General features: G+C 68.9%; 17 protein-coding genes and 1 tRNA gene. 8 read left to right on the top strand and 10 right to left on the bottom strand.

From position 1 onward, the window contains the following. Nucleotides 1–78: 78 nt before the first annotated feature. A tRNA-Leu gene (locus E4M00_RS15590) sits at nucleotides 79–158 on the top strand. Between the two features lie 39 nt (nucleotides 159–197). On the opposite strand, the gene E4M00_RS15585 is transcribed toward E4M00_RS15590, so the two are convergent. Then, on the bottom strand, nucleotides 198–1,658 hold the full coding sequence (locus tag E4M00_RS15585; RefSeq protein ID WP_135121412.1) for an SPFH domain-containing protein: 1,461 nt from the start codon (nucleotides 1,656–1,658) through the stop codon (nucleotides 198–200). A gap of 135 nt (nucleotides 1,659–1,793) precedes the next feature. On the opposite strand from E4M00_RS15585, the gene E4M00_RS15580 reads away from it, so the two are divergent. Genes E4M00_RS15580 through E4M00_RS15570 form a run of 3 tightly spaced genes read left to right on the top strand, consistent with a single transcriptional unit; the run spans nucleotide 1,794 to nucleotide 3,851 of the window. Beyond that, entirely contained in the window at nucleotides 1,794–2,429 is a 636-nt protein-coding gene (locus tag E4M00_RS15580) for a biliverdin-producing heme oxygenase (protein ID WP_135121411.1), read from the top strand. A 5-nt stretch (nucleotides 2,430–2,434) separates the two neighbouring features. After that, entirely contained in the window at nucleotides 2,435–3,100 is a 666-nt protein-coding gene (locus E4M00_RS15575; RefSeq protein ID WP_135121410.1) for a DedA family protein, read from the top strand. A 10-nt stretch (nucleotides 3,101–3,110) separates the two neighbouring features. After that, the gene (locus tag E4M00_RS15570; RefSeq protein ID WP_135121409.1) at nucleotides 3,111–3,851 is read left to right on the top strand and encodes a DedA family protein; all 741 of its coding nucleotides are present in this window, start codon (nucleotides 3,111–3,113) and stop codon (nucleotides 3,849–3,851) included. 162 nt (nucleotides 3,852–4,013) lie between these two features. Here the strand turns inward: E4M00_RS15570 and E4M00_RS15565 are convergent, their stop codons facing one another. From E4M00_RS15565 to murI, 5 genes are all read right to left on the bottom strand, one after another. Next, nucleotides 4,014–4,922 carry a cation diffusion facilitator family transporter gene (locus E4M00_RS15565; protein WP_135121408.1) on the bottom strand — a complete coding sequence of 303 codons (909 nt, stop codon included), beginning with the start codon at nucleotides 4,920–4,922 and terminating at the stop codon, nucleotides 4,014–4,016. Nucleotides 4,923–5,012: 90 nt separating this feature from the next. After that, nucleotides 5,013–5,603, bottom strand: a complete 591-nt coding sequence (locus E4M00_RS15560; RefSeq protein ID WP_135121407.1) for a dihydrofolate reductase family protein — start codon at nucleotides 5,601–5,603, stop codon at nucleotides 5,013–5,015. Nucleotides 5,604–5,653: 50 nt separating this feature from the next. Beyond that, complete coding sequence (gene rdgB / locus E4M00_RS15555) at nucleotides 5,654–6,256, bottom strand: RdgB/HAM1 family non-canonical purine NTP pyrophosphatase (RefSeq protein WP_135121406.1); 603 nt, start codon at nucleotides 6,254–6,256, stop codon at nucleotides 5,654–5,656. Next, nucleotides 6,256–7,017 carry a ribonuclease PH gene (gene rph, locus E4M00_RS15550; RefSeq protein WP_056167238.1) on the bottom strand — a complete coding sequence of 254 codons (762 nt, stop codon included), beginning with the start codon at nucleotides 7,015–7,017 and terminating at the stop codon, nucleotides 6,256–6,258. Before rph ends, rdgB begins: the two co-directional genes overlap by 1 nt. A 63-nt stretch (nucleotides 7,018–7,080) precedes the next feature. Continuing rightward, on the bottom strand, nucleotides 7,081–7,899 hold the full coding sequence (gene murI, locus E4M00_RS15545) for a glutamate racemase (RefSeq protein WP_135121405.1): 819 nt from the start codon (nucleotides 7,897–7,899) through the stop codon (nucleotides 7,081–7,083). A 39-nt stretch (nucleotides 7,900–7,938) separates the two neighbouring features. On the opposite strand from murI, the gene E4M00_RS15540 reads away from it, so the two are divergent. After that, complete coding sequence (locus tag E4M00_RS15540) at nucleotides 7,939–9,261, top strand: nicotinate phosphoribosyltransferase (RefSeq protein ID WP_135121404.1); 1,323 nt, start codon at nucleotides 7,939–7,941, stop codon at nucleotides 9,259–9,261. Nucleotides 9,262–9,307: 46 nt separating this feature from the next. On the opposite strand, the gene E4M00_RS15535 is transcribed toward E4M00_RS15540, so the two are convergent. The 3 genes from E4M00_RS15535 to E4M00_RS18225 form a co-directional block, all read right to left on the bottom strand. After that, nucleotides 9,308–9,595: a DUF3039 domain-containing protein gene (locus tag E4M00_RS15535; protein WP_055819602.1), complete on the bottom strand. Its 288-nt coding sequence runs from the start codon at nucleotides 9,593–9,595 to the stop codon at nucleotides 9,308–9,310. A gap of 72 nt (nucleotides 9,596–9,667) precedes the next feature. After that, nucleotides 9,668–11,242 (bottom strand): hypothetical protein, encoded by a 1,575-nt coding sequence (locus E4M00_RS15530; protein WP_135121403.1) that lies wholly within the window; start codon nucleotides 11,240–11,242, stop codon nucleotides 9,668–9,670. Continuing rightward, nucleotides 11,218–13,200, bottom strand: a complete 1,983-nt coding sequence (locus tag E4M00_RS18225) for an ATP-binding cassette domain-containing protein (protein WP_338033198.1) — start codon at nucleotides 13,198–13,200, stop codon at nucleotides 11,218–11,220. The genes E4M00_RS15530 and E4M00_RS18225 overlap by 25 nt, the downstream gene beginning before the upstream one ends. 253 nt (nucleotides 13,201–13,453) lie before the next feature. Here E4M00_RS18225 and E4M00_RS15520 point away from each other — a divergent pair, with 253 nt between their 5' ends. The 3 genes from E4M00_RS15520 to E4M00_RS15510 all read left to right on the top strand — a co-directional run bounded on the left by E4M00_RS15520 (nucleotide 13,454) and on the right by E4M00_RS15510 (nucleotide 15,940). Continuing rightward, nucleotides 13,454–14,146, top strand: coding sequence for a phosphocholine cytidylyltransferase family protein (locus E4M00_RS15520; protein ID WP_056167967.1), 693 nt, complete (start codon nucleotides 13,454–13,456; stop codon nucleotides 14,144–14,146). A gap of 208 nt (nucleotides 14,147–14,354) precedes the next feature. Continuing rightward, complete coding sequence (locus tag E4M00_RS15515; protein WP_240037204.1) at nucleotides 14,355–15,152, top strand: ABC transporter permease; 798 nt, start codon at nucleotides 14,355–14,357, stop codon at nucleotides 15,150–15,152. Then, nucleotides 15,152–15,940 (top strand): ABC transporter ATP-binding protein, encoded by a 789-nt coding sequence (locus E4M00_RS15510; protein WP_135121402.1) that lies wholly within the window; start codon nucleotides 15,152–15,154, stop codon nucleotides 15,938–15,940. The genes E4M00_RS15515 and E4M00_RS15510 overlap by 1 nt, the downstream gene beginning before the upstream one ends. Before the next feature lie 78 nt (nucleotides 15,941–16,018). On the opposite strand, the gene E4M00_RS15505 is transcribed toward E4M00_RS15510, so the two are convergent. Continuing rightward, nucleotides 16,019–16,624, bottom strand: coding sequence for a hypothetical protein (locus E4M00_RS15505; RefSeq protein ID WP_135121401.1), 606 nt, complete (start codon nucleotides 16,622–16,624; stop codon nucleotides 16,019–16,021). Between the last annotated feature and the right edge of the window lie 44 nt (nucleotides 16,625–16,668).

Below are 16,668 nucleotides of genomic sequence, written 5' to 3'. Positions count from 1 at the left end.
CGATCATCGTGCCGCGCCATCGCGCCCGAGTGCAGGAACTGTCCACAGGGCGGCGCCGTTTACACTGGGACGGCACCAGCGGGAGTGGTGGAATTGGCAGACACGCAGGATTTAGGTTCCTGTGCTTCGGCGTGTGGGTTCGAGTCCCACCTTCCGCACGGATCGGGCCCACGCGTGACGCGTGGGCCCTTCTCGCATCAGGAGACCGGCAGCGTCTCCGACTCGGGCTCCGGGTCGAGGTCGACGGCGACGACGTGGTTCGTGTGCGGCGCTGCAGCGCCGCCGTTCGAGTTCGCCGCGAACGTCTGGCCGGCCGCAGCGCCGCCGACGAACGATCCGAGCAGGTCGCGGATGCTGAGGCCCATCGTCGACTTCAGTACTCCATCGACCTCCGTGAGTCCGGATGCCGCGTTCTTGGCGAGCTGCGAGGCGCCGTCGGTGGAGATCACCGTGAGCTGGTCGATGTTCGACATCGGCGCCGCGAGCTCGCGGGCGATGAGCGGCAGGGCCTCGATCACCTTGAGCTGCAGCAGCGCCTCGGACTGCTGGGCGACGGCCTCGGCAGCGGCCTTGGTGGCGGATGCCTCGGCCTCACCGCGGGCGGCGATCGCCTTGGCTTCGGCGAGACCCTCGGCCTCGAGGGCGTCGGCCGCGGCCTTGCGGGCGTCGCGGGCCGACTGAGCCTCGATGAGCTTGGAGTCTGCGGCCGCCTGCGCGATGGTCTTCACACGGTAGGCCTCGGCATCGGCCACGGCCTTGACCTCGGACTCGAGCTCGGCCGCACGCAGCGATGCGCGCTTCTGGGCTGTGATCTCCTGCTGGGCGACGACGGCCTGCTGCGACTGCGCCTCGGCGAGCGGGCGGGCGGATGCCGCCTCGGCCGCGGCCTTGTCGGTCTCCTTCTGCAGGTCGGCCTTGCGCAGGGCGAGGGCGTTCTCGGCCTCGGCGATGGCGGTCTCGGCGGCGACGGCGGCCTCGCGGGCCTCTTTCTTGGCGCGCGACTCGGCGATCTCGGCCTGCTTGCGCACCTCGGCCTGCTCGGCACGGCCGAGGTCCTCGATGTAGCCGTTGCTGTCCGAGATGCCCTTGATCTCGAAGGAGTCGACGTCGAGGCCCTGGTTGAGCAGCGACTGGCGTGCGATGTCGAGCACCGCGGTCGAGAGCTCGTCGCGCTTGTTGATGATGGTGAGCACGTCGGTGGCACCCACCGAGGAGCGCAACGATCCCGACAGCACCTCGAGCGCGAAGATGTCGATGTTCTTGTCCTGGCCGAGGAAGCGCTGGGCCGCGGCGCGGATCTTCTCGTCTGCGTCGCCGACCTTGACGATCGCCACGGCGTCGACGTTCATCGTGATGCCGTTCTTGGTCTGCGCCTCGGCCTTGATGTCGATGGCCCGCGAGCGCAGGGAGATCTTGTGCGCCTTCTGGAAGAACGGCGTGATCCACACGCCCTGGCCGTGCACCACGCGCTGGCCCGACTCCTCGGCCTCGACCCCGTCGACCACCCGGCGCTTGGAGCGCTTGCCGGTGACGACGAGAGCCTCATCCGGCGACACGTTGCGGTACAGCGCCTTGGCGTAGATGAAGACGACGATGACCGCCACGATCACGATCGCGATCGTGCCGAGGAGCGGATTGCTGAAGAGGAAGTCGAACACGAAGGTCCTTTCGATGAGCCCGGCGGACGCGCACGCTGCTCATCCCCCCTCGGAAGAGTACTGGACCCGATCACCCACGCCGATGCCCGTTTCGGGGGTGAGACACAAGGGGCTTGCGTCCGTTACTGTTTAGGTATGCCTAACCTCACTGTCGACGCGACGGATGTCGCCGCCATCGTCCGCGAGCGCACGATGGACGCCCACCGGTCCGCCGAGAGCAAGCCGTTCATCACGGCCCTCATGAAGGGCGAGCTCGACCTCGCGGCCTACACCCGCTACCTCGCCCAGCTGGCCTGGATCTACGAGGCGCTCGAGTCGCGCCCGGCCCAGCCGAACGATCCGGCCATCATCGACGCCCACAGTCTCGACAGGTTCGCCGCGGTGGAGAGCGACCTCGCCGCCCTCGGATCCCCCGCGTGGCGCACCGAGCTCCCGGCCCTGCCGGCCACGGCCGCCTACGCCGAGCACCTGCGCGCGATCGCCCCCGACGATCTCCCCCGCTACCTCGCCCACCACTACACGCGCTACCTCGGCGACCTCTCGGGCGGCCAGGCCATCGCGCGCCTCGTCGCGCGCCACTACGACGCCACTCCCGAGCAGCTGAGCTTCTTCCGCTTCACCGAGATCACCGACATCGTGCACTACAAGCGCGCCTATCGCGAGAACCTCAACGCCCTCGGCTTCGATGCCGCGCAGGTCGACGCCTTCGTCACGGAAGCCGACGCGGCCTTCGACTTCAACAGCGCCGTCTTCGACGCGCTCGACGGCTGAGAATCGTGCTCCGCACGGCGGCGCTCGACGGCCAGCTCACCGACCTGCTCGGCCAGGTCGGTGTCGTGGTCTTCTACCTCGTCGTGTGGGGCCTCGTCTTCGCGGGCACCGCGCTCTTCGTCGGCGTCTTCGTCCCGTTCGTCACCGGCGACTCGCTGCTCTTCGCCTCGGGGATCATCGCGGCAGGCGCATCCGGAGTCGACATCTGGGTTCTCGCGATCGGAACCGGCATCGCCGCCTTCCTCGGCGACCAGGTCGGCTTCCTGCTCGGACGACGGTACGGCAGGCCCTATCTCGACAAGCGCGGCGGGCCCCGGATGCAGGGGGTCATCGCCCGCACCGAGCGCTTCTACCGCACCTTCGGCTGGTGGTCGGTGGTCATCGCCCGGTTCATCCCCTGGGGTCGCGTCTTCGTGCCCGTCATCGCGGGCGTCGGACGCATGGGCTACGCCCGCTTCGTGACCGCGAACATCGTCGGAGCCCTGGCGTGGGGCGTCGGGATCACCGTGATCGGCTACTACGCGGCGTCCATCCCCGGGGTGAAGGTTCTGGCCTATGTGATCGCCGGGGTCTTCATCACGGCATCCGTCATCGCGGGCATCAGGGCATGGCGACTGGAGCGCGCCGATCGCGCAGCGTCTGCACAGGCTGACGTCTCTTCGGCCCAGTAGACTGCGGCGCATGCACACCGCCCTGATCCCCTGGCTCGACCCAGAGACCATCATCGCCGGCGCAGGCCCCTGGGCCCTGGTGGTGGTGTGCGCGATAGTCTTCGCGGAGACCGGCCTGCTGGTCGGATTCCTCCTCCCCGGCGACACCCTGCTGGTCATCTCCGGCCTGCTCACCCACACCTCGCTGGTGTTCGGTGTCGACATCTGGTGGGTCTGCCTCGCCATCGCCGTGGCGGCCTTCCTCGGCGGCGAGGTCGGCTATCTCATAGGCCACAGGTTCGGGCCACGGGTCTTCGAGAAGAAGGAATCCGGCCTCTTCAGCGTCAAGAACGTCGAGCGGACGAACGCCTTCTTCACCCGGTTCGGCGCGCTCGCGGTCATCCTCGCCCGCTTCGTGCCGATCGTGCGCACCTTCGCCCCCGTCGCCGCGGGCATCGGCCACATGGACTACAAGAGGTACTCGCTGTACAACGCCATCGGCGCGCTCATCTGGGGTGCTGGCCTGACCTACTTCGGCTTCCTCATCGGGTACATCCCGCCCGTCGCCGAGTTCGTGCAGAACTACATCGACATCATCCTCTTGGGCGCTGTCGTCCTCACGCTCATCCCCACGCTCTGGCACTACTTCCACTCCGCCCACCAGGCGAAGAAGGCAGCCGAGGCCGGAGAAGACGTGGTGACGGATGCCGAGGAGGCAGCCGAGCTGGCCCTCGACCCCGACGTGTTCGAGAAGCGCCCCGACGGCTTCTAGCCTCGGCGCGGCATCCGCTTGCCCGGGTCTCGTTCCGAGAACAGGCCCGATCCGCTAATCGAGCCGCTACAGGCCAGATGGGCCTGTTCCGGACGATCGGGCCTGTTCTCCGACCCATGAGCTCGACCGCGGACTTCGTCTGGGCCCCAGCGGGCGTCGTGGCTACGCGTGGTGCGGCTGCTCGTGCGCCGCGTGCTCGGCCGGCTCGAGCTGGAACGTGGAGTGCTCCACGTCGAAGTGATGCGCGAGGCAGTCGCTGAGCTCGTCGAGCAGGCAGCTCGACCGCTCGCCGGCGAGAGCGTCCGGCTCGACCACCACGTGGGCGCTGAAGACGTACTCGCCCGAGGTGATCGCCCACACGTGCACGTCGTGGACATCGACGACGCCGTCGGTCTCGAGGATGTGCTCGCGGATCTCGGCGACGCTGGTGTCGACGGGCACGGACTGGCTGAGCACCCGCACCACGTCGCGCAGCAGCGACACCGCGCGCGGCACGATCATCACGGCGATGAGCAGCGAGGCGATCGCGTCCGCCGCGGCGAATCCCGTCGTGATGATCACGATGCCGGCCACGATGACGGCGATGGACCCCAGCAGGTCGCCGAGCACCTCGAGGGCCGCACCGCGCATGTTGAGCGACGTGGTGTCGCCGCGTCGCAGCACCAGGAAGGCGATCACGTTGGCCACGAGGCCGATGCTCGCAATGAGCAGCATGAGCGAGCCCTGCACCTCTGCGGGGCCCGGCTCGATCAGGCGGCGGATGCCCTCGATGCCGACGAACAGCGCGACGACGATCAGGATGAGCGCATTGATGAGCGCCCCGAAGACCTCGGCACGCTGGTACCCGTAGGTCTGGCGCTCCGACGCCGGTCGCGCGGCCACGATCGCGGCGACCAGCGCGACGACGAGGCCGGTGAGATCGGAGAGCATGTGGCCGGCGTCGGCGAACAGGGCGAGCGATCCGCTGAGGGCGGCACCCGCCACCTCGGCGACGAGCACGACGGAGACGATCCCGATGACTATGAGAAGTCGGGACCTGTTGGAGCTCCGGTGGGCGTGATCGTGGGCCATGTCCCTTCAAGGGTAGGCCGGAATCCCGCCCGAACGACCTCATCCGCGCAGTTGGGAACGACTCCGGGAATCGTTATCAGCAGCGCCCGTTCAGAGCGGTGGACGACGCACCCGATAGCGCAGGTGAAGCACCCCGCTGCCCTGGACCACCTCGTCGGGACCCTCCAGCAGATGCTGCGCGTTCACCGACCCGAAGTAGCGCTTGCCCGACCCGAACACGACGGGGACGACGTCCATGCGCACCTCGTCGACGAGACCCGCGGCAAGAGCCTGGCCACCGACCTCACCCGCGGCGACCTCGACCACGCGGTCACCCGCGAGCTCCTGCGCCCGGGCCACGGCTGCCTCGATGCCGTCGACGAAATGGAACGGAGCCGAGGGGTCCCAGCCATCGGGCGCGGGCCGATGCGTCACGACCACCACGTGGTCGATACCGCTCGGAGGCGTCCCGTCCCAGCCGTCCGTCAGGTCGAAGACGTGGCGGCCGGCGATCGTCACCCCGATGCTGTCCCAGTACGCCCTGGTGTGGTCGTAGGACGCCTGCGACACCTTCAGGACGCCGCTGTCGTCCAACGGCACGTCACCGGTGAGCAGCCAGTCGAACAGAGGCCCGGGCTGATCGTTCTCGTCCGCGATGAAGCCGTCGACCGACATCGAGCCGTAGATGACCACCGTGCCCACGAGGCGCTCCTTTGCTGGGGATGCCCCCATGGTAGCGAGCCGTGAGCGGGCTAGGCCAGGCGCTGCAGGATGGGGATGGCGGCGGTGAACGCCCGGGCCCGGTGGCTCTCGGCGTTCTTCACTTCGGGCGCCAGCTCGGCAGCGCTCACGTCGTGGCCGTCCGGCACGAAGATCGGGTCGTAGCCGAAACCGTGGGCACCGGATGCCGCAGAGGCCAGTCGCCCCGGCCACTCGCCCGACGCCACCTGCTCGAAGCCCGACCGCCCCGCGGCATCCGGAGCCACGATCGCGATCGCACAGGTGAAGTGCGCGCCGCGATGCGGATCGGCGATGTCGCTCAACTGCGCGAGCAGCAGCTCGAGGTTCTCGGTGCTGTCGCGGCCACCGGCCCAGCGCGCCGAGAAGATCCCGGGCGCACCTCCCAGGATGTCGACGCAGATGCCCGAGTCGTCGGCGAGGGCCACGAGTCCCGTGTGGGCTGCCGCGGCCCGCGCCTTGATGAGGGCGTTCTCGGCGAAGCTCACGCCGTCCTCGACGGGCTCGGGTCCGTCGTAGGCCACGACGGTGATCGACGGCATGGCGGCACCGAGGATGCGCTGGAACTCCTCGACCTTGTGCTGGTTGTGCGTGGCCAGCACCACCTCGAGTGCCATCAGGCGGTGACGGATGCCGCGTCGCCGACGGGCGCGAGGGCTGCGGTCTGCAGGTCCCGCAGCGTGGCGCCGCCGGCGACCCCCAAGTCGAGCAGGGCGTCGAGCTCGCGCCGGTCGAACGGGGCTCCCTCCGCTGTTCCCTGCACCTCGACGAAGAGCCCGCGTCCGGTGACGACGATGTTCATGTCGGTCTCGGCCCGCACGTCCTCGGTGTAGGCGAGGTCGAGCATGGGGGTGCCGTCGATGATGCCGACCGAGACGGCCGAGACGCTGTCGATGAGAGGCTTGGCCTTCTGGCCGATGAACTTGTGCTGGCGACCCCACTCGATGGCGTCGACCATGGCCACGTAGGCCCCGGTGATCGCGGCCGTTCGGGTGCCGCCGTCGGCCTGCAGCACGTCGCAGTCGATGACGAGGGTGTTCTCGCCGAGGGCCTTCATGTCGACGACGGCGCGGAGGCTCCGGCCGATGAGGCGGCTGATCTCGTGCGTGCGTCCGCCGATCCGCCCCTTCACGGACTCGCGGTCCATGCGGCTGTTCGTCGAGCGCGGCAGCATCGAGTACTCGGCCGTGACCCAGCCCTTGCCCTTGCCTGCCATCCAGCGCGGAACGCCGTTGGTGAACGAGGCCGTGCAGAGCACCTTGGTGCGTCCGAACGAGATGAGGGCGCTGCCCTCCGCCTGGTCGCTCCAGCCGCGTTCGATGGTGATGGGGCGCAGGTCGTCGGCGGCGCGGCCGTCGACGCGGATGAGGTCTGTCACGGTGGATTCCTGTCTGTGGGTGGAACGGATGCGGCAGGCGAGGCGGGAGCCTCGTCAGGCCTCTCAGCGGATGATGTGCATGGTGCCGGTCTGCACGAGATCGACGGCGTCGATGTCGCGGCCGATGAGGCGGTGGGCCAGGTCGAGGAAGGCGCTGACGCTCGGGCCGGTCGCCTCGTAGTGATAGCTGGGCGGACTGCTCGCCGTGCGCTCGAGCTGTTGGGAGACCAGCACGCGGTAGACGTCGTTGGCCGTCTCGGTGTCGCTCGAGACCAGGGTCACCTTCTCGCCCATGACGTAGGAGATGGCGCCCCGGAGGAACGGGTAGTGGGTGCATCCGAGTACCAGAGTGTCGATGTCGGCCTCGCGCAGCGGGGCGAGGTACTCCTCGGCCACGGCCAGCACCTCGGCGCCGGTGGTGACGCCCGACTCGACGAACTCGACGAAGCGCGGGCACGCCGCCGTGAACAGCTGCAGCTCGGGCGCCGCGGCGAAGGCGTCCTCGTAGGCGCGCGAGTTGATGGTGCCCGCGGTGCCGATGACGCCGACGCGGCGGTTCTGGGTCGCGGCCACCGCGCGGCGCACTGCCGGCTGGATGACCTCGACCACGGGCACGCTGTAGCGCTCGCGGGCATCGCGGAGCATGGCGGCGGATGCGGTGTTGCAGGCGATCACGAGCATCTTCACGCCCTGGTCCACCAGGTCGTCGAGAACGTCGAGGGCGTAGCCGCGCACGTCGGCGATCTTCTTGGGGCCGTACGGCGAGTGCTCGAGATCGCCGATGTAGAGGATCGACTCGTTGGGCAGGGCGTCCTTCACTGCGCGGGCCACCGTGAGGCCGCCCACGCCGGAGTCGAAGATTCCAATCGGCGCATCCGTCACGACGTGCAAGCTTAGTCGTGCGGGATAGGGTGATCTTTCGTGACCAGCTCCTCTGCGCTCCTCACGGACCGCTATGAACTCACCATGCTCGACGCCGCCCTTCGGAACGGCACGGCTCATCGCGAGTCGATGTTCGAGGCCTTCGCGCGCCGCCTCCCGGCAGGACGCCGCTACGGCGTCGTCGCCGGCACCGGCAGGTTGCTCGAGGCGATCGGCCGTTTCCGGTTCACGGATGCCGAGCTCGACTGGCTTCGCGCCGCCGATGTGGTGCATCCGTCGACCCTCGACTGGCTGGCGAACTACAGGTTCAGCGGCACCATCTGGGGCTACCGCGAGGGCGAGGCGTACTTCCCGGGCTCGCCGCTGGTGATCGTGAACGCGACCTTCGCCGAGGGCGTCATCCTCGAGACCCTCATCCTCAGCATCCTGAACTCGGACTCCGCCGTCGCCAGTGCTGCCGCCCGCATGGTGTCGGTGGCGCTCGGCCGCCCTCTCGCCGAGATGGGATCGCGCCGCACGAACGAGTACGCGGCCGTGGCCACGGCGCGCGCCGCCTACATCGCCGGTTTCGGTGCGACCAGCAACCTCGAGGCCGGTCGTACATGGGGCGTGCCGACGATGGGAACCGCAGCGCACTCCTTCACGCTGCTGCACGACACCGAGGAGGACGCCTTCAGGGCACAGGTCGAGGCCCTCGGTGCCGGCACCACGCTGCTCGTCGACACCTACGACGTCGAGAAGGGCGTCGAGACGGCCGTGCGCGTCGCCGGCACCGGCCTCGGAGCCGTGCGCATCGACTCGGGCGATCTGCCGTCGGTCGTGGCATCCGTTCGCGAACAACTCGACAGCCTCGGCGCCGTCAACACGAAGATCACCGTGACCAGCGACCTCGACGAGTACCTCATCGGCGCCCTCTCGGGCTCGCCCGTCGACGCCTACGGGGTCGGCACCTCGGTCGCCACGGGCTCCGGCTCCCCCACAGCCGGCATGGTCTACAAGCTGGTCGCCCGCCGCGGTGACGACGACGAGTGGGTGTCGGTGGCGAAGTCCAGTGCCCAGAAGGTGAGCGTCGGCGGCCGCAAGACCGCCGTGCGGCGCATCGACTCGACCCGCACGGCCCGCGAGGAGATCGTCTACCTCGGCGACGGACCCGACGGCGAGCCCGAAGGCGTTCAGGACGAGTCTCGGGAGCGCCCGCTGCAGGCGACCCTCATGCGCGACGGGGTCGCTGATCCCGCCTTCCTCGGCGCCGCGGGCACGAAGGCCGCACGCGAGCACCGTGCCGCGGTGATGCAGGAGCTTCCGATCGAGGCGTTCCGGCTGGGAGCCGGCGAAGCGGCCATCCCCACCGTCTACAAGTAGGGGCGACGACCGTCAGGACGACGGTCGGGCTGCAGCCTCAGACGGTCTACTCGGCCTTCAGCTTCTCGTAGATCTCCTTGCAGGTGGGGCACACCGGGAACTTCTCGGGGTCGCGCCCCGGCGTCCACTTCTTGCCGCAGAGAGCCTTGACCGGCTTGCCCGAGAGGGCGGACTCGAGGATCTTCTCCTTCTTCACGTAATGCGAGAAGCGCTCGTGGTCGCCGGGTTCGATCGACTCCTGCTCGAGCAGTTCCTCGAGCTCGCGGTCGAGGGTGGACGTGCCGCCTCCGGGCTGACCCGGGTCGGCGATGCTCGCACGGAAGGTTTCGCTCATGGGTTCCAGTGTAGAACGCCCGAGCGGGCATCGGCGGGGTCGGATGCCGCGCCTCGGTCGCTCAGGCGGACACTACGCCCGGATCGCCGAGGCCAGGATCTCGGGGCCGCGCTTCGTGAACGTGTGCGCCCCCCAGACGACGCCGAGCACGAGTGCGATCAGGCCGACTCCGACGCCCTCGATGAGCGTGGCGATATGCCACGCCGGGTCGACGAACAGGGCGAGGTAGCCGAAGACGAGGGCGGGCAGCGTGAGCACCAGCGCCACCAGGAAGGTCAGCGACTGCACGGTCGCTGCGGCCGTGCCCGAGGACTGCGGCTGGGCGAATGGGCTGGCGCCGGGCTTGGGAACCGGGTACGGGAAGCGCGCCGAGGTGTAGCTGGAGCATCCGAGTCCCACCAGGAACAGGCTCGCGCAGACCCCGATGAACGACGGCAGCACGCTCCAGTCGCGGTACAGCAGCATGCTCACGATCGTGCCGAGGGCGATGAGCGGGATCGACAGGAAGAACGCGGGCACGAGCCGGCCGATGCGGTCGGCGAAGCCGCTGACGCCCGATGCCACGTGCAGCCAGACGGCCGTGGAGTCGTAGGCGACGTCGTTGTGCACGGTCCAACCGAGGAAGATGCACATGACCGGCACCGGCAGCAGGGCCAGAACCCCTGTGGGCACCTGAACCGCAGCGAGGGGCACGACGAGGAGGACCGGCAGCACGGGGATCATGATGAGCGACACCCAGTACCTAGCGTCCCTGATCCAGTAGGTCAGCGAGCGGGCGGCGACGGCGCCGGTGGCCCCCGGCAGCATCTTGTCGAACCAGCCGAGGCCGTGGTAGGCGTGCGACTGGGTCTGGCGGCCCGGGGTGACCAGGGTCTTCGCCACGAGCGCCTGCCACGCCAGCCAGATCAGCCAGAGCGTGGCGAGGGCGATGAGGAGCTTCAGGACGGATGCTCCCCACTCGCCGGCGGCCGCGTCGCCCGGAATGGCCCACATCGCACCGAGGGGAGTCCACGAGAGGATGGCGCTGACCTCGCGGACGAGACCACGACCGGAGGTCGCCCAGTCGACCTGGGCGAGCAGCACGATGATCGGCGAGATCAGCACGAGCACGAGAACGCCGAGCACTCCGCTCACCTCGCGGGCGCGGCGGGTGGCGAGGAAGAGGCTGGCGAGCGAGGTCGAGACGCGGGACAGCATGATGCAGGTGGCGAGCACGAGCACTGCCGCGATCAGCGCGACCACGGCCTCACCGAAGCCGCGCGTCCAGGTGACGACGAAGCCGACGAGCGTGATCGCCAGGACGAGGGCCGGGACGCCGACGAAGGCTGCCAGCGCGAGTCCGAACGAGAGGTCGCGGTTGCGCATGCCGAACAGCGAGAACCGCCGGGGATCGAGGGAGTCATCCGAGCCCATGAACAGAGGGACCACGATGAACCCGACGGTGACGATCGATCCCACGAGGACGATCCCGTCGCGCAGGAACTCGACGTCGGGCGCGAAGCGCAGGCCGATGAGCAGTGCCATCAGGAAGACGGCGATGCCCAGGCCGTAGATCAGCCCGACGATGATGCCGACGATCTGCCAGGGGCCGCGGCGGAACAGGTTGCCGAAGAGCCGGACTTTCAGTCCGAGAAGCTGTGCAACCATTCCATCCCCTCTGCTACCTTGCGGCCGCCGGCCAGTTCGACGAACCGGTCTTCGAGTCGTTCGCCGTCGCGCACCTCGTCGAGGGTCCCGGCTGCCAGCACCCTGCCCTGCACGATGATGGCGACGCTGTCGCAGACGCGCTCGATGAGGTCCATGCCGTGGCTCGAGAGCACGACGGTGCCGCCGGCGGCGACGTAGCGCTGCAGGATCTCGATGAGGTTGGCGGCCGACACGGGGTCGACGGCCTCGAACGGCTCGTCGAGCACCAGGAGGCGGGGCGAGTGGATCATGGCGCACGCGAGGGCGATCTTCTTCGTCATTCCGGCGGAGTAGTCGGCGACGAGGCGGTTGATCGCCTCTTCCAGCCCGAAGGCGGAGACGAGGTCGGCCGAGCGCGTGCGCACGGTCTGAGCGTCGAGCCCGCGCAGCACGCCGGAGTAGTACAGCAGCTGGGCTCCGGTGAGCCTGTCGAACAGACGCAGCCTGTCGGGCAGCACGCCGGTCATGCGCTTGGCCTTGGCCGGCTCCTTCCAGACGTCGACGTCGTGCACGACGACCGTTCCGGCATCCGGTCGCAGCAGTCCGGTGACCATCGACAGGGTCGTGGTCTTTCCGGCGCCGTTGGGGCCGACGATCCCGTAGAACGATCCGGTGCGAACCTCGAGGTCGATACCGGCGACGGCCTGCGTCGCACCGTAGCTCTTGGCGAGGCCCGAGATGGTGAGTACGGCGGGGGCGGATGCCGCCGGCGCCTTCGTCGCGGTGGGCAGCTTGCGGGTGGCACGCTTCTTGCGGGCCGCGGCCTTCGCGGCTGCCGCTGCGGCCTCGGCCTCGGCTTCGGCCTCGTCCTCGTCGATCTGCTCGATCGTCAGCTCTTCGATGAGTTCGAGTTCGGCGACCGCCGCAGCGGTGTCCTCGATCGTCAGCTCGGCCGGAGGGGCGTCGACGAGGCCGATGGCCACCAGGTCGTCGTCCGTGGGGAACTCGGCCTCCGACGCCTCGATGACGGCGGTCTCGTCTGCGGTCTCCGGCGTGGTCTCGGTCTCCGTGGGGGCGGACGTCGTGGCGCTCCCGGGAGAGGTCGTTGCTGCAGCATCGGCCGGAGTGTCTGCGGCATCCTTCTGCGTCGTCGACGGATGCCGCGGCTCGGCCGTGGCCGTATCGCGCACGACCTCGGCGGCGGCGACCGTCGGCGCGGCCTTGACGACGGCCGGCGGGGCCTTGGGGGCGCGCACAGGGCGCTTGCGGGGCGGGGTCGCGGCCTTCGCCGCGGGCGTGCCGGGTGCCGCGGGCGTCGCGGCGCTCCCCGTCGTGTCGTTCGCAGACGCAGCGGTCGCCGCTTCCGTCGTCTCGGCGGTTGCGGCCTCGGCAGCCTTCGCGGCTGCGGCCTTGGCGGCAGCGGCGGCTCGTGCCGGCGTACTCGTCGAGCGCGCGGGGGTCGCCCGGGTCGTCTTCGCGGCGGCGGTCGTCTTCGCCGCGGGAGTCTTCGACGTTGCCGGGCTCTTCGGTGTGGCGGACGTCGTCTTCGCTGTGGCGGCGCTGGTGCCGCCGGTCTTCGCCGCCGGCTTGCGGGGCGTGGTCGTCTTCCGGGCAGCGGCCGGTCGCTTGGGCGCTGAGACGGCGGGAGACGTGGGGGCGCTCTCGCTTGTCACGTCAGCGTCGGTTGACGCATCTCCCTCCGCCGCAGCAGACGTCTCCGCCGGCTTTCTCGACGCCGCCGGCTTGCGAGCGGCGGGTCGGCGGGCGGCCGGCTTGCGCGCTGCGGGCTTGGCCGGAGCAGCCGGGGCGTCGGACGCCGCATCGGAACCGGCATCCGGCACCGACGAGGTCGCCGTCGATGTCCCCCGAGAACGTGCGGCGTCCGCGGAATCCTCCGTCGCGGAAGCGCCCTCGATCGAGGCCTCCTCGGCCGTCGCCCCCTGGTCGTGCGGGTCTGGGAATCGCTGCGCAGAACTCACGGAGTAAACCTACCAACTCCCCTGCGACAGCCGAACGGCAGATGACGCCCGTCCCTGTGAATACGCTCAGCAGCAGGTCACAATCGAGGCACGCCGTCCCCCGTGTCTGGCCCCCGACCGACCCGGCACGATAAGGTGAACCGGGCATAAAGGCGTGTCTTCACATACACGTGTGGGTGAACCGTGGGTGAACGTCCGATGGTGGATGTTCATGAAACGTACGGTCGACCCGAATTCCATCGAGGAGATCACTATGACCACCCAGGTCGTCATTCTTGCCGCAGGCATGGGCAGCCGTCTCGGCCGCTCCCTGCCGAAGCCGCTGACCGAGCTCAGCGACGGACGCACCATCATGAAGCAGCAGTTCGACAACATCGAGCACGCCTTCGGCCGCAGCGCCAAGGTCACGATCGTCGTCGGCTACAAGCTCGAGCACATCATCGAGGCCTTCCCCGACGCTGCGTTCGTATACAACGAGCAGTACGACCAGACCAACACCTCGAAGAGCCTGCTGCGTGCCCTCCAGGCATCGCAGGCCGGCGGCGTGCTCTGGATGAACGGCGACGTCGTCTTCGACCCCACCGTTCTCGACCGTGCCGCCGAGATGATCGCGCGCGACCAGTCCTTCGTCACCGTGAACCACTCCAAGGTCTCCGACGAAGAGGTCAAGTACACGATGAGCGCCGAGGGCTACATCAAGGAGCTCTCCAAGACCGTCAAGGGCGGACTCGGCGAGGCCGTGGGCATCAACTACATCTCGAGCGCCGACAAGGCCACCTTCATCCGCCACCTAACCAAGGTGAACGACCAGGACTACTTCGAGCGCGGCCTGGAGCTCGCGATCGAGAAGGAGCGCATCCTGGTCGAGCCCGTCGACATCACCGACCTCTACGCTGTCGAGATCGACTTCGCCGAAGACCTGGAGCGCGCGAACCACTTCGTGTGATCGTCATGACAGGCCGCATCGGCTGAAACTCACGGAAGCAGGCCCATCGGGCCTGCTTTCGTCGTTTCGGCCTGCTTTCGTCGTCTCGGCATGGTTTCGGCTCCGGATGCCGGCACCAGCGGGGCGCGACGGCACAGCGACGCGGCGCAGCGACGCGGCACGGTGGCGTGAGCAGGAGCACGACGCGCGGGCGCATACGATGGACGGCGTGAGTTCCTACGCCGAGTCGCGCCCCCAGTGGACCCCGTTCTCGCGCTATCGCCACTCCCTCTGGCTGCTCACCCGCCGCGACCTGCGGGTGCGGTACTCCACGTCGGCCCTCGGCTACGTCTGGTCGATCCTCGACCCGCTGCTCATGTCGGCCATCTACTGGTTCGTCTTCACCGTCATCTTCGAGCGCAGCGTCGGCGCCGAGCCCTACATCGTCTTCCTCCTCACGGCCCTGCTCCCCTGGATGTGGTTCAACGGCACCATCTCCGACTCCACGCGCGCGTTCCTGCGTGAGGCGAAGCTCATCCGTTCCACCACGATCCCCCGCACCATCTGGGTGAATCGCATCGTGCTCTCGAAGGGCATCGAGTTCGTGGCGTCGCTGCCGGTGCTGGCACTGTTCGCGATCTTCTCGGGCGCGCAGGTCAACGTCGACCTGCTCTACTTCCCCCTCGCGATCCTCTTGCAGGCCGTGCTCACCGTGGGCGTCGGACTCATCGTGGCGCCGCTCGTGGTGTTCTTCAGGGACATCGAGCGCGCGGTCAGGCTGATCCTGCGCCTGCTGTTCTACGCATCGCCGATCATCTACGGCACGACGGACCTGCCGGCCGACCTGCAGGTGTGGGCGGCGTTCAACCCGCTGTCCGGCATCTTCGGGCTCTACCGCGCAGGCTTCTTCCCCGACCAGCTCAACTGGTTCGACGTGGGCATCTCGGCTCTCGTGTCCGTCGCCTTCCTCGTCGTCGGGCTCCTGCTGTTCCGGCGGCTCGAGCGTTCCGTCCTGAAGGAGATCTGATGAGCGACGCCGCCATCGAGACCGAATCCAGCGCTGCAGCCATCGACATCCGGGTGGCGGATGCCGGCATCAGGTTCCGCCGCAACAAGCGCGGCCGGCGCAACTTCAAGGATCTCTTCGCCGGACGCGCCCGTCGCAGCCGGCCCGGCGAGTTCTGGGCGCTGCGCGGGCTGTCGATCGACGTGCGCAAGGGCGAGGCCATCGGCGTCGTCGGGCGCAACGGCCAGGGGAAGTCCACCCTGCTGAAACTCGTGGCCGGGGTGATGCTTCCCGACGAGGGCAGCGTGACCGTGCACGGCGGCGTCGCGCCGCTCATCGAGATCACCGGCGGCTTCGTCGACGACCTGACAGTACGCGACAACATCCACCTCACGGCTGGACTGCACGGCATGACGCGCAGCATGATCGACGAGCGCTTCGACGACATCATCGAGTTCGCCGACATCGGCGACTTCCTCGACACGCCCTACAAGCACCTCTCGAGCGGCATGAAGGTGCGCATCGCCTTCTCGGTGATCTCGCGTCTCGAGGAGCCGATCATCCTCGTCGACGAGGTGCTCGCCGTCGGCGACAAGGCGTTCCGCGAGAAGTGCTACGCCCGCATCGAGGAGCTCCTCGCCGGAGGACGCACGCTGTTCTTCGTGTCGCACAACGAGCGCGACCTGCGTCGCTTCTGCACGCGCGGCCTCTACCTCGACAAGGGCAAGCTCGTGCTCGACGGCCCCATCGGCGACGTGCTCGACGCCTACAACGCCGACTACGGAGTGGCCAAGCCCCCGAAGGCCTGAGCTGGGCCGGCGGGCCGGCGGGCCGGCGGCATGTCGGGCCGCTCGCTCCGCCTGACCGCTTCGGGCCACGGATGCCGCTCAGACCAGCGGGTCGAGCCCGGCCTCGGCGCGCAACTCCTGCGCCTCGTCGTCGAGGCCGTCGAGCGGCTTGCCCGCGTCGCGTCGCGCCCGGAAGCGCCCGCCGAGGAAGGTCAGGTACTGCTCGGTGGGCGACAGGCTGGCGGCCGACGCCCGCCGTGCACCGATGGTGTTCCAGCGCTCGGCCCTCGCCAGGTCGCCGTTCAGTTCGAAGGTCTCGGCGATCATCAGGATGATGTGCAGGCCTGCCTCCGGCGCCGCCCTGACCTCGTCGGCCAGGGCCACGGCCCGATCGACGTCGCCGCTTGCGAAGGCGAGCGAGATGAGCGTCGGATGCGCCCCGAACGGCTCCGCAGTCGGATGCGTGGCGGCAGTCTCGGCCAGCCGACGCGCCTCATCGAGGTCGCCGGCCATCTCGAGGTGCTCGGCCCCCACCAGGAGGAGGTGCGCCCGCGTGATGCCGTCGTCGACATCGAAGGATGCGGCATCCGTCGCCCAGGCCGTGACGGTCTCGGCGACTGCGCGATGCTGGTCGGGAGTCGCGACGAGGCGGGGCGCTCGGCGCTCGAGGCCCTCGATGGATTCCCAGGTGATGAGCTGCGTCATACCTCGAATCTAGTTCGAGGAGGCTCGCGGGGCGGACCGCATGC

Origin of the sequence: Orlajensenia leifsoniae (assembly GCF_004570845.1) — a bacterium.
In the GTDB taxonomy this organism is placed as follows: domain Bacteria; phylum Actinomycetota; class Actinomycetes; order Actinomycetales; family Microbacteriaceae; genus Orlajensenia; species Orlajensenia leifsoniae.
The sequence above is the reverse complement of the archived record's forward strand: the minus strand, read 5'-3'. Positions and strand labels throughout refer to the sequence as shown.